The sequence below is a fragment of the Thalassotalea atypica genome (genome assembly GCF_030295975.1).
Taxonomy (GTDB): domain Bacteria; phylum Pseudomonadota; class Gammaproteobacteria; order Enterobacterales; family Alteromonadaceae; genus Thalassotalea_F; species Thalassotalea_F atypica.
On record NZ_AP027364.1, the window covers coordinates 2,865,528 to 2,878,488 of the forward strand.

Below are 12,961 nucleotides of genomic sequence, written 5' to 3' on the forward strand. Positions count from 1 at the left end.
AGCTGCAATGAACAAAACCACTGACACAAATAATAAAGACAAACTCAACTATGCTATCGCTCAGCTAGGACATTCCGTTTTAAGATTAAGGGCGACAGAAGTTGATAATATTCTCTCACCTGAATGCCAGCAATTAATTGAACAAATGCTGTTAGTCGTATCAGAAGCCGGTGGGGTTGGTATTGCAGCGCCACAAATTCATCACAGTAAACGTATCTTTATTATGTGCTCTAAACCTAATGCGCGTTATCCTGATGCACCATTAATGACACCGACTGCGATTATTAATCCCGAGATAATACATTGCTCTGTTGATAAAGAAAAAGATTGGGAAGGCTGTTTAAGTGTGCCCAGTATGCGTGGTTTAGTACCAAGGTATAAACAGATCTCCGTGCGTTATTTTGACCAACAAGCTAATGAGCATCGTGCAGAATTTACTGGATTTATCGCTCGTATTTTTCAACATGAATTAGATCATTTAAACGGGTTGACCTTTATTGATCAACTGGAGTCGAGTAAAGATTTGATAAGTGAACAGGAGTGGTATCGACAGTACGCTTGATGATTACAACGGAAATTGCTGAACAAGGTATCGAAACAACTGCCGACGCGTATACGATCGATGCGATTAAAGCGTACCCGACATGTAAAAATGGCATTAGCCAGTTTAAATTCCGCGTCATTAAACATGAACAAGCCATTGAAGACTCGCATTTTTATATATTAGAAAATATGCACTCCAAAAGACAAGACTTTGTTTATTTCAAAAACGGCGGGGGTATTTTTCAATCACACTTTCTACACATTCCATTCGATAATACCATTGCCAAGGTGATACCAAGCTACACAAAAACCTTTATTGACTTTGTTCGAAAACAACAACTTAAATTCAACCGAATTGTCGGCAACTACAATGAAAATATTACCATTGAAGTGATGAATAATACTTATGACGCCATGATATGACTTTCATCTATGTAAAAAATGCAATAGGTATTTTTGCGATGCTTTAACCGGCAGAGAGTGAACTGTTGCCTTTGCACTCTCGTTGGCAGCTAAAATTTGAAACATGAGAACGCTTGTTGTCAAGCGATACAAGCGCTCCCAAGATTCATCACCTAATTCAAACGCACAACCTTGCCAATATCTGATTTGGCAAGACGTTCATATTGAGTTTTTGCATCCCCTACGACTAGATAAACTAAGCTACTCGGCTTGATATGCTGCTGAGCAAGTGTCTTAACTTCATCTATGGTCAACGCTTCAATTTGCTTGGCATAGCGCTGCATATAGTCAACAGGCAGATCCAACGTCGCGATATTTTCCAGTATATTAAGTTTTGCATTAAGTGTTTCAAAACCTCTCGCATTGCTTTTCAAGAAATAGCTTTGGGTTGTAGCCAAGTCTTCCAAAGTGAAAGTGTCACTGTATTGCTCAACAATTTCTTTGATAAGCTCTAAGGCTTCTAGGGTGACATTGCTGCGAACCCCCGTATTTATGGTAAACATCGATGAATAATTAGACGATTCAAAACGAGACCTAATACCATAGGTATACCCTTTACCTTCCCGTAACTCTTGTGTTAATCGTGACGCAAAACTTCCTCCTCCGAGGATATAATTCATCACATGAGCACGATAAAAATCAGGGTGATTCCCTTTTACCGCGGGGTGTGCAATATGCAACGTCGACTGTTTGGCACCTGGAACATCATAGAAATAGACTGTAGGGCTGTCCGCCAAGTCGGGAACATCTATTTGAGGTAGTTGTCTATCCGTTTTAGTCCAGTTCTGTTCCATGGTCGATAACGCATCAACAACATCTTTGTGTTTTATTGCACCAGCAACCTGTACATCAGCAAATTGTGGCACCAGATTATGTTGATAATACGACTTTAAGTCAGCCAAGCTGAGCGACGTCAGGCTTTGCTCATCACCAAGCAATGTATTCGCCATTGGATGACCTTTAGGGTAAGTGATTTTACCCATTTGCATCGTTGCAATGGCTTTCGGATCACTCATACGCTGTTTTATTTGCCCTAATACCGCAGTTTTAGCGAGTTCAAACTCTTGTGGATCCCATCTAGGCTCCATCAACATTTCTGAGACAATTGACATAGTGGCAGCGAAATTACGTGACAACGTGCTTGCACTTATTGTCAGCTTTTCTTTGCTGGCAAATACATTCACCTTCGAGCCTAATTGTTTTATCGCTTTTTCCAATTCGCTAGCCGTTTTGCTTTTAGTGCCGCGATTTAACACATTAGCAAGCAAGTTAGCGGTACCTGATTTGCCTTGAACGTCAAATAGCATACCGCCAGCTAAAGTTAATTCAATTTCCACCAATGGTACTTCATCACTATATATCGATAATACATCGATACCATTGCTTAGTTCAGTGCGTTGAACATTCGGTACAGAAATGACCAGCGCCTTGCCATAAGCTGGCTCTATGGAGCGATCAAAGCTTGATGGCGTTTTCTTATATTCAGCTTGCGTTGATGCATCAAAATCGGCTTCAGAGCCTAGTTCAACTTTCTCTTCTTTTATCTTTACTAATACCGCTGTCTCAACGGCAAGTGCTTGTTGCCCTTTAGGCACAAAGCTAGTCGATACAAAATGCTTATCTTTGACGTACTGGTTGTACACACGCCATACATCATCTGTGCTCACGTTGCGCATTAAATCAATTTCTTTGTTAATTAAGTCAGGATCATTTGCCATTAAATTATAATCGGCCAATTGTGTTCCCTTACCCACTACGCTTGACAAGCTGCGGTAGAATTGAGTTTCTAAACCTGCTTTAATACGGTTTAAATCTTCATTGCTAAATTTCTCAGTTTCAAAACGTTTAAAAGCCTTTTTTATGCCCTGCTGCACTGAATCTAAATCAACCTTGTCAAAAGCGCGCACCATCATAAAGAGTTCACCTGCTAACTCCGAACGATAATCAAACAAGGTAACATTGGATGTTAGTTTTCGTTTCTCAACCAGCTCGTGAGTCAATGGCGTATCTTTTCCATCAACCAACAACTTAATAAGAACGTCAATTGCGTAGCTATCAGGGTGGAATTTTTCAACCGTTGGCCATACTTGAGTTAATTGAGGAACCTGAGCGAAATTATCTTCATAATAAAATTGTTTAGTCGCCGATAGGTGCGTAGGTTGTGCAGCCATTGGTTTCACTTCAAGTCCACGTGGAATTTCATTGAAATACTTCTCAACCCACGCCTTTGCTTGTGCTTTATCAAAATCGCCAGAGATCACCAAGGTGACATTATTGGGCACATACCAACGTTTAAAAAACTCTTTCACGTCATCAAGTGTTGATGCTTGCAAATCTTCCAACGAACCTATCGGGCTCCAACTATAAGGATGTCCTTTAGGGTAAAGGTTAGATGAGATAACATCGAATACATGCCCATAAGGTTGATTATCTACACGTTGTCGTTTCTCATTTTTAACTACTTCTTTTTCTTTGGCTAAAACAGGATCTGTCACGGTATTAATAAAAAATCCTAATTTATCAGCTTCGGCCCAAATCATCTTCTCAAGCGCGTCGCTAGGTACCGTTTGCATATAATTGGTGATATCTCGACTGGTAGAGCCGTTAGCACCAGAGCCCCCTATTCTAGCGCTCATTTTGTCCAAACCACCTTTTCCTAGATTTTCAGACTCCAAAAAAAGCAAATGCTCAAACAGATGGGCAAAGCCTGTTCTTCCAAGTTTCTCACGTGCCGAGCCAACATGCGCCGCCAAAGTCACTGCAACAACAGGATCTGATTTATCCACATGAAAAATAACTTCTAAGCCATTGCTTAATTCAAACTGTTCAAATGATAGTCGAGAGGATTGCTGATAATGTAGGTCAGCATTTGGCTGAGCCGCTTCATTACTGGTGGTGTTTTCATTTGAGTATCCACAACCTGTCAGTATGAATAGGCTGGCAGTAATGGCAATTGAAAGCGGTTTGATTCGCATTGATCGTCCTTAATTTATGGTTCTTTTATTTCTATAATGGACGCTAATCTAAAATGATATTGCGACGCTGTCTACTGAATAAACCCTTGAATTAAATAAAGTAAGGCTCTTTATGTAGTCATCATATTACGAAGAAGAGGCAAAAGTATCACTTTTTTCCTCATTGTAGCTTGTCGCCATATCACCATAGAAATGCATCACCGTAGCGCTCAATTCATACCTAGAAATGCGTTTAGACATTTAGGTATTTATTTCATAACAAGTTCCATTGAATTAGAATCAAATGATCTAACACTATGGTTTAGGGTTGAGTTAAAATCAGCTAACTTTGGCTTTGCAATAGCTGTATTTAATTAACTGCCTAAAAATGAAATTCAGGACATAAAAATTTATGCGTTTGTTTGATATCTTGTCGGTTCTTTATGAACCAGTAAACCCATTGGATAATCATGAGCATTTATTGTCATATATCCAACCGAAACTCAATGAGGATGGAACTTGTCCAATCTTCAAAGAGCCCGGTGATAGTTATGATCTGCTCCAGTATGCTGACTCGCCGGAGCAACGCGCCAATTTACTTGATTTGGTTACAAGACTTAACCGACTGGTTCGCTTTATCCATTTAAAAACTGATGTAATGTGGTTTGGCATTTACTTGTCTCATGGAGACAAACTGGTGAAGTATGTTTATACCGGAGATATGTCTAAAGCAGAATTTCCGATTGCACCTGAATATCTTGATAAATCGATAAACACTCGCGTGATCATGGAAAAACAGCATTATTATATTCCTAATGTCGATGAACATGACGGACCTTATTATCGCTGTGATGCTAAGGTTAAATCTGAACTATGCTGCCCAATTTTTGATCCCGAAGGCGATGTGATCGGTATTTTTGATTGTGAAGATCACCGTGAAAATTTCTTCGACGAAAAAATTGACTTTATCCGAACCAAAGTGAAAAAAGCGATTGAGATTTTCCTAGAAGACCACCCATATATTACTCATATGGGGTATAGCCACTTTAATCCAAATGCATACAACCCTCCCGTTTGATCATTTTATGAATAGCCCTCCAATCCACGTTAAGGGGGGCAAATGACTGAAATGTTGAAGTGCTCAGTTAACCATGCCATATTTTTTTAAGTAGTAAATCTATCATGGGCTAATTAGAAGAACATATCGTCGATAAAATTGACATTTTGGTTATTCCCCTTATATTTTAAAAGTCATGTTTCTATATAGAACAATAGCCAAGCCTCAATAAAACCAACTAAAAACTAAAGAGGGACATTTAGTGCTAAATAAAATTATCTGTGGCATAGACTTGAGCCAACCTATTGACGCTGGAATTAGCATCACTGATGTAAACAGCCAATGTTAACTGCACCAATACATATATCCAATGCAGGCTTGATACTACAACTATTCTTTTACGCAAGAGAAGAAAACAGCAATGCACTTAAATTTGCAACAAGCGGCGCTCTGATGATACTGACAACACTAATGATAATAGGCATGGTTGGTTTTACTCCATTTCTATTGACTGTAATGTCGGACGGACCTATTAGTTTTTAACTACTTTTAAAACAGTAATGACACTAACCGTCTGACTAGGAGATATTCATCAATAAAGTATGAGCAAGTAGCGCTACCTTGGCTTATAAAAAAGCAAACCCATTAAGCTTTGCTTTTCATTTAACCTTCTTTAAATAGCTCTTATAACGCAAACTAGCTCTGTATTAATCACAACCTGTGACACTGCTACATTTTTACCAAATAATTTTACACTTCCTTTCAGCATCTTTAATTCCTTTCACTTTAAAATAACCCTGTAAATCTAACTTTCGTCAACCTTTAGTTACCAGCTGTACGTTATTAGTTGACTAAGCATCTGTACTCAGTCTTCAAGTAAAGATTAGATTAACAAATGTAACCTTTATCGCTATTTATCTTTGGCATTTACCTTGCGAACTATAAGGAAATAAAGAAAATATGACCATCACAACACTGTTTACAAAGTTAAATAAGCATAGTCTGCTAGCTTTGCTGACCGTACTTTGTGTTGCCGCCGTTTTCATCTATCACTTCTTCTTTTCAGCACCGAGTTTGGCTAAAATAGCGGTTAAAGAGCCCACATTTTCATTGGTTAAAAATAACAATGAATCACAGCCGGCCAGTGCAGCTGAAAAATCACCTACAGTTGTACAATCACCTACAGTTGTACAATCACCTACAGTTGAACAATCACCTGCAGTTGAACAGTCACCTACAGTTGAACAATTCCCTAAAGTAAAGAAGCCAACAATTGCAAAACTAACTAAGCCAGCAAAATTACAGCTTACTAAAGTAAAAACAGCAAAAGTAGAAAATTCCGCAACTGACATTGTTCAGCCGTTAGAACCTAGCCTAGAAAAAACTGAACTAGCTAGTGCTAAAATAGAAAACGATGATTCAAGCAGTTCCATTGAACTTTTTCCAGCTACGGTTAGAAAGCGTGATCAAATCTGGGATTTATCTGCCGATGTAAGAGCCGTCTATACTGGTTATGACAGAGAGCTAACTAATGGCGATGTAATCCAGGAGAATGATTTCCTGATACGTATGCGTGGAGATGCCATCGCCACCATTTCAAACAATTTAAGAGCCGGTATAGGTATCGCGGGCACATGTGCGACAAATGAGTGCGATGCGGATTTTATCCTGCAAACCGACATACCCGGCAGTACAGGCTTAAAGCTAGGACAAATAACGATTGATGAGCTTTACTTGCATTGGTTGAGTGAAGAACCACACCGCTTTAAAATCGCTATCGGACGAATGCAAACCCGTTCAGTGCTAAAAACAGGGGTTTTTAACAAGTCACTCGACCGGATAAACAGTAATAATGCACGTATCAATTGGACTGATGGAATCCATGCTACTTATCAGCTTGATAACGGCTGGACATCAAATTTCATCATGCAATACAATGGCAGAAAGGGCTCAGGTAATGTCTACCACGACGCCATAGACTTTTCGAAAAGTGATGCACGGCAATCTTACTTTGCTTCATTTGAAAACAACCAAAAGATTTCAAACGTCACTCAACGCAGTTTTGGTATTTCATATTTACCTTCCGCTTTGCTCACATCACAAGGAGCAGCACAAGAAGTGACAAACAATCATGAAGATTATGTTGGCGTGGTCGGCAAAGTCGCATGGCTATGGCCACAACAACATAATCGATATACGCTACGTGGCGGCTTTGAACTGGGTTACTCACCAACACAACCTGAACATAATATTGTTGATATCGCTGATAACCAAGACGTCAGCGGCTTAGCATGGAACGCGGTATTTAATATTATGGACTTTTTGCCTGGGCAAAACATAGGTATTAACTATGCGCATACCGGTGCAGGCTGGCAACTGTCGCCACAATATAAACCCAATACAAAATTAGTTGAGATCCGTTACCAGTGGCTACTCGAATCAAAAAACTTATTTGAAGCGAGAGTCCGCTGGCAAGAAGAGCTTGATGATACTCAAGCGATTGAATCGAACCCGATCCAAGAAAATCAGGCAGATTTTTATTTACGCTTGACGCGAAAATTTTAAATCACTTTTTAGCGTTACCTTTGCACCTGTAGGAGTGCTTTCTTCACCCAAAGGGGAAATCAACTTCACCCTATTTGTATTCTCAGCAAAAAATTGCAACGAATACCCAGTGACGCTGATCTCGTTGAATTCCTTTCAATGCCTTTCAGTTTTGTAACGAGCTAAAATGAGCGCTGACTTCAGCATGTATTGAGATTTAAGGTACTACTATTTTGGTTCCCCCTCCTAAATCCACTTTCTGATTATCCACTATTTTGTTGGAGCCTGATTTTACAGTACATTTTATTGTTGGATCACGATAAACAAATTCGTCTCCTGAGTTAGCTTTTTTAAGATCTATTGTTTGTTTATAAGGGGTCCAAACATCTGCCCTGTAAGATATATTTGCAGGAGCTTTTCCACCGTTGTTATCGAACAGGTTATGCACTACATTTTCAATTGATTTATGATGGCCGTTTAAGCTGGGAGTCCCTGGGACCAGATTTCCATCCAGCGCATTTGCGGATCCCCCCCATTTTGCATTTACCATGTGTAAACCTGTAGCGTTGTTACCGTTACTTTGGTTTTTAAGCACCCCTTTCCAACCATGGTTATTTACGGTGCTCGACCCTTGTGAATTTGGGTCCATAATCTCGCCCTTATTCCAAGAAACTTCAGCGTCAACACTTTCGATCCACTTTCTGGTGTCATTTTTTGGAAAATGTGCAGTTATTTCTGCACCATCGGCGTTATAACTATATTTTTGTATTATGTTACTACTCTTCCCCTTCGCTGGGATAATAGCCTTCTTCTGTACATTTGCATCTATTGAGGCACTGTTTTTATTCTCTTTGGGCTTTTCTCGTTTAGCTACTGTAATATTTGAAATTGAATTAGCATTAGCCAGCTTTTGCAACGCAACAACCTCAAAACGATTATCTACAAACCCTGAACTTTGCTTCACACAACTTTTTTTCTGACCTACAGCATTCGAGACAGTCTTATTTTTGCTCTCTTTTGGCTTAGCTATTTGTTCATACATACCGAAATCCTTTTTGATTTTTATTGCTTGGCTTTATAAGCACTTAACTCACTTAGTACTTTTCCAAACTGCGCAATAGTTCCCTTGATGTCAGGCTGACGTTGAAATTATCGCACTCTAAGGATAGGAAAGAATGGCTAAAAAAACTCATTTTTTTGTTCATTGACAGGCGTGAGTATTTAAGTTTGGTAGACTCGTTTCGATAGTTTGCGAACAAACTCATAGAAAAAATAGAAATACGTTGTCGGGGTGCCGACGTCACCCAAAGGGGAAAACACGGTTTTCTCCCCTTTGGAACCCCCTCACCGCCCAAACAGCATTAGCTGAAAAGTTAGTTGTCGCGGTGGCGACTTCACACAAGGGGGAAAATACACCGGTTTCCCCCTTGCATCCCCCTCGGTGCCCAATCAGCATTTACTGAAAAGTGTATTTAGATGATTTTGCTATGCCTAACGAAGATACTTCCTGTATCTCGTTAGCTCTCAGCATCCGTGCTTCGAGCAGCAAATTCATTATCTAAATTCACTTTTCAATGCTTCAAATGGGAATGGTTAAACTTGATAGGCTCGTTTCTATAGTTAATAAATAACCCAAATAGATAGAAACAAAGAGGAATATTTATACAAACCAAAGCATAACGAGATTAATCACTGAGGTTAAACGAAGCCTAAATCTGCTTTAGCAAACGTCTGAAAATTGAAAAGTTCGTAGCTATTGCCATCATGGAAGATGGCAAAGCGCAGTGACACAAGGATTATGTTCAGGATGAGCGGTAACGTGCGGTGCCATGGAAGGCAAAGAGCGCAGTGTCATCTAAGCGTTAAATCGATAGAACTTTTATACTTCAGGTTAAGTTTGTGAGCAGCGCCATGGCGCCTACATGGATGTAGGTGGTAGAGCAACGCAGGAGCAGTTGCCGAGGTTCCAAGGGGACAGCGGCGCAAGCGTCCCTTTGGGTCGATTGCATGGGTGCAGGAGGTAGGGCAACGCAGGAGCGGTTACCGAGTCGTCGCCACCGCGACAACAAATTACAACGAACAAACAATAAATCTGACTATTTAGATTTCTAAATCAAAGCAAATTGACTTACTTAAGAAATATCAACTTGAAATTGCTGTATTATTTTGTAATTACACATTAAATAATAAATTCAATATGGCTGATTTGATACAAAACAATGCTAAATACGAACAGTGGCGAAATTCTCACAATTTCAACAACTGTAAATTAAAACGAAAGAACTATGGAGAATTTCTCGCCGACTATATTACAGGTGAGCAAGACGGCTTTGTTTTAAATTTGAATGGCTCATGGGGAACTGGAAAAACTGAATTTTTAAAACGCTTTTATTCATATCTCTTAGTAAAGGAGCACCCTGTTGTTTATATAAACTCGTGGGAAAGCGACTTTTCAAAAGAGCCACTAACTGTAATCACAAGTGAACTATTAAGTCAGTTCGAAAAGTTCAACAGCGGTATAGGAAGCGAAGAAACAACTAAACGAGTAAAGCAACTGTGCGGAAAGGCATTGAAGGCTGCATTAGTTGGGGTCGCAGGTTTCACATCTGCAAAAATTTTAAACGACTCTAATATTGGCATGGAAACTATAAAGCAAATGATTGAAAGTGATTCAGAAAACTTCACTAAACAACTAACCAAAGAATATACAGAACAAATAGAAGCCATACATGGAATTCGTAAGTCGCTAGGACAATTAGCAGAAGTATTGCAGAAAAACTATGGAGCCAAATTACCTGCAGTAATACTAGTAGATGAATTAGATCGCTGCCGCCCTACTCACGCTATTGAGATGCTCGAAGTTATTAAGCACTTCTTCACAACTGATAACTTTGTGTTTGTTATCGCTACAGATACAGAACAGCTGTCTCATTCCATCAAATCCGTATATGGCGCTGAATTTGACTCTAACCAATACTTAAAACGCTTTTTTGACCGAAAAGTGAGCCTCCCTGAGCCTGACTTAGAACACTATATTTCTGCAACGAGTAAGGGCTTTACAAACTATTCATCATTGAGTTTATTTCCACTTATAAACCAAGGAAATTTAGAAAAGGAAGTAAACAGTATTATTGCTAAGCTAGCTTCAGCATTTAAATTAAAAATCAGGGACGTTGATCAATTATTTAGTAAAATGCACTCCTGTTTAAGATCTATTTGTGTCATTAAAGAAGGTACTGAAAAGAAACAAATCGTCAACATTGCAGCCTTAATAATTGGTCTAATTGAACAGGATGGAAATTTTGAACCTTATGAAAATAGGAATGATTCAAGCCATACGTATACTCCCCCAATCAATAAAGATATAGAATTTGGGCCAGATTTAAATATAAATCTTTATATAGAAAAAAACATGCAGTGCGTCGTAACTATGGAAGTTTCAACTCAAGATCCGTGGGGAAGAAATATAACACAGCAAGAACTACCAAACCCACGTGATTTACGTAACATAATGGAAAGCAACTCTAGTGCTGAATTGCAAAATTTCATAGGTTCATTAAGCACTAACATCAATAACTACAAAAGAGCACCTGAGCAAGCCAAATATTGGATGTGGAGTGACTTAAAAAAAATTATCGAATTAGCAGGTAATATCGAATAAAAAAAGCGAGCCTTAGGCTCGCTTTTTATCAATATTAACAATATTGATCACGACAGATCTAGATGGAAACCGCCACCCTATATTTTTCAATGACTTAGGAGGAGCATAAAAACTAATGAAGTTGGAAACTATCGAGCATTTTCAATGGTTTTAAATAAGCTAAAAACTATTCTAGTTGGAAACAGCTCTGAAGTCCTTATATTTAAAGGCTTTAAATTAATAGAAAGATCATTGAAGCGATGAGTTTAACTTATACAATATTAAACCCATAAGAATAGCAAAGCTGACAGTAAACTGCTTATAGCTATATGGCCAATCGAAAAAGCTATAGCTAAAACAGACTCCATTTTTGCAAGTGGAACCAGAGAACCTTGTGCTTCTGACATTTTCCAACTATCCCCGATTAACTGAGGAATCTTAAAAAAATCATATAGCATCCCTGATGAGATAAACTTTTGGTAAACAACTATAAAAAATGCCACGTTTATTGCCGCAGAAAGCAACCAATCAGGTCCTACTTGCCCTGACACGTTTGAGAGATATAACTGTAGTGGCCCCTTCCACATCACCGAGGATATGAACGCCACAAATAGAATACCGACAAATAAGAACAGTATAGAAGCGCCAATTTTCCAAACTATATCAATCATATTTTGCTGTATAATAGAGAGTGAACTATATTCCCTCTCTCCTGCCGTAAGTATAAGAAAACAGCAAGAACTATAAACTCCAATTATATGAAAAAACCACTTAGGTAAATCTGATAAAGCAATAACCTCTGCGGCAGCGATATATAAAACAAAATAAGAAAAAGCTAATACACCAAGGAGAGCAACTCTCCAGTTGAACTTTTGCCTAGCTTTTAATGCTCCCCACTGTCCTTCAGTGATTCCTTTCCTACGAATTTCGACTACTGCTTCTGTAGATAATATATTACTCATTTATTTCTTGTTTCCGTAATTACTTAACGCTATTTTCTTAGGAGAAATTGTTCGATTGAAAAACAGCCTACATTTACCTCAATAAAAGCCAATAAAGCTAGTATGTTCTAAAACAACTAACTGCTAATTGCCTTTTGTTAATTCTAAATTATTTGTGATTGCTTTCTCATCATAAAACAAGTATTGAATCCCAGCATCCATTTTTCCATTATCAGTATATGGATCATTTTCAATTGAACCGATTCCCATCCATATACCGATAGAGATTAAACTGTTTACTATATCTTCATCCCTGGGAGCGACTTTGGGTAACGGGGCTTTGCAGACTTTTGGCTTCAAAAATTCAAAAAAAGCTTTCGCAAAAAAATGAGGAATACTTAATAGAGAACCTTTAAAACGCTCCTTATGAGCTATTTTGCACTCAAAGTTATAATTCTGAATTTCATACTCTCTATTGAATAAAAGATCTACAACATTTCTCGATTCATCTAGCTCTAAAAAGTCGTAGTGTTCATTAAGTACCACTTTTAATTTGTCTTGGATCGACTCTGCTTGTTCATTCAGTTTACTAGAAAGCTCAATAATACAATGCTCCCGGTGTAAATAATTACTATCAACTACAAGCTTATAAACGGATCTGCCTCTGCTGGTATAGTATTCAACAGTATCTAAGCTACTTGTTGCATAGATACCGGGGCCTAGTGGTTCTTTTTGATCATAATTACTAATTTTTTGCACTTTAATATTCGGAATTGCACCTCTAAACAGTACTTTTGGGATCATGTAATTTATTTATCCT

Annotated in this window: 9 protein-coding genes; 5 read left to right on the forward strand and 4 right to left on the reverse strand. The window is 38.5% G+C overall.

Going from position 1 to position 12,961, the window contains the following annotated elements:
- Positions 1-7 precede the first annotated feature (7 nt).
- Both def and QUE03_RS13230 read left to right on the forward strand, forming a co-directional pair.
- A complete protein-coding gene (gene def / locus QUE03_RS13225) occupies positions 8-562 on the forward strand; it encodes a peptide deformylase (RefSeq protein ID WP_286262194.1) in 555 nt (184 codons plus the stop codon).
- Positions 562-966, forward strand: coding sequence for a hypothetical protein (locus QUE03_RS13230; protein ID WP_286262196.1), 405 nt, complete (start codon positions 562-564; stop codon positions 964-966). The genes def and QUE03_RS13230 overlap by 1 nt, the downstream gene beginning before the upstream one ends.
- 152 nt (positions 967-1,118) lie before the next feature.
- On the opposite strand, the gene QUE03_RS13235 is transcribed toward QUE03_RS13230, so the two are convergent.
- Positions 1,119-3,980 (reverse strand): M16 family metallopeptidase, encoded by a 2,862-nt coding sequence (locus QUE03_RS13235; protein WP_286262198.1) that lies wholly within the window; start codon positions 3,978-3,980, stop codon positions 1,119-1,121.
- Positions 3,981-4,371: 391 nt separating this feature from the next.
- Between QUE03_RS13235 and QUE03_RS13240 the strand changes: the two genes are divergently transcribed.
- Positions 4,372-5,037: a GAF domain-containing protein gene (locus tag QUE03_RS13240; RefSeq protein WP_286262200.1), complete on the forward strand. Its 666-nt coding sequence runs from the start codon at positions 4,372-4,374 to the stop codon at positions 5,035-5,037.
- A gap of 939 nt (positions 5,038-5,976) precedes the next feature.
- Positions 5,977-7,581, forward strand: a complete 1,605-nt coding sequence (locus tag QUE03_RS13245) for an energy transducer TonB (protein ID WP_286262202.1) — start codon at positions 5,977-5,979, stop codon at positions 7,579-7,581.
- A gap of 196 nt (positions 7,582-7,777) precedes the next feature.
- On the opposite strand, the gene QUE03_RS13250 is transcribed toward QUE03_RS13245, so the two are convergent.
- A complete protein-coding gene (locus QUE03_RS13250) occupies positions 7,778-8,602 on the reverse strand; it encodes a hypothetical protein (RefSeq protein ID WP_286262204.1) in 825 nt (274 codons plus the stop codon).
- A 1,155-nt stretch (positions 8,603-9,757) separates the two neighbouring features.
- On the opposite strand from QUE03_RS13250, the gene QUE03_RS13255 reads away from it, so the two are divergent.
- Positions 9,758-11,221 (forward strand): KAP family P-loop NTPase fold protein, encoded by a 1,464-nt coding sequence (locus QUE03_RS13255; RefSeq protein ID WP_286262206.1) that lies wholly within the window; start codon positions 9,758-9,760, stop codon positions 11,219-11,221.
- A gap of 260 nt (positions 11,222-11,481) precedes the next feature.
- Here the strand turns inward: QUE03_RS13255 and QUE03_RS13260 are convergent, their stop codons facing one another.
- Entirely contained in the window at positions 11,482-12,162 is a 681-nt protein-coding gene (locus QUE03_RS13260) for a hypothetical protein (RefSeq protein ID WP_286262208.1), read from the reverse strand.
- 123 nt (positions 12,163-12,285) lie between these two features.
- The gene (locus QUE03_RS13265; RefSeq protein ID WP_286262210.1) at positions 12,286-12,945 is read right to left on the reverse strand and encodes a hypothetical protein; all 660 of its coding nucleotides are present in this window, start codon (positions 12,943-12,945) and stop codon (positions 12,286-12,288) included.
- Positions 12,946-12,961 lie beyond the last annotated feature (16 nt).

Bases quoted from the DNA above. Each gene is read 5' to 3' on its own strand.
- def (WP_286262194.1), top strand. From the start codon at position 8: ATGAACAAAACCACTGACACAAATAATAAAGACAAACTCAACTATGCT.
- QUE03_RS13250 (WP_286262204.1), bottom strand. From the start codon at position 8,602: ATGTATGAACAAATAGCTAAGCCAAAAGAGAGCAAAAATAAGACTGTC.
- QUE03_RS13255 (WP_286262206.1), top strand. From the start codon at position 9,758: ATGGCTGATTTGATACAAAACAATGCTAAATACGAACAGTGGCGAAAT.
- QUE03_RS13260 (WP_286262208.1), bottom strand. From the start codon at position 12,162: ATGAGTAATATATTATCTACAGAAGCAGTAGTCGAAATTCGTAGGAAA.
- QUE03_RS13240 (WP_286262200.1), top strand. From the start codon at position 4,372: ATGCGTTTGTTTGATATCTTGTCGGTTCTTTATGAACCAGTAAACCCA.
- QUE03_RS13265 (WP_286262210.1), bottom strand. From the start codon at position 12,945: ATGATCCCAAAAGTACTGTTTAGAGGTGCAATTCCGAATATTAAAGTG.
- QUE03_RS13245 (WP_286262202.1), top strand. From the start codon at position 5,977: ATGACCATCACAACACTGTTTACAAAGTTAAATAAGCATAGTCTGCTA.
- QUE03_RS13235 (WP_286262198.1), bottom strand. From the start codon at position 3,980: ATGCGAATCAAACCGCTTTCAATTGCCATTACTGCCAGCCTATTCATA.
- QUE03_RS13230 (WP_286262196.1), top strand. From the start codon at position 562: ATGATTACAACGGAAATTGCTGAACAAGGTATCGAAACAACTGCCGAC.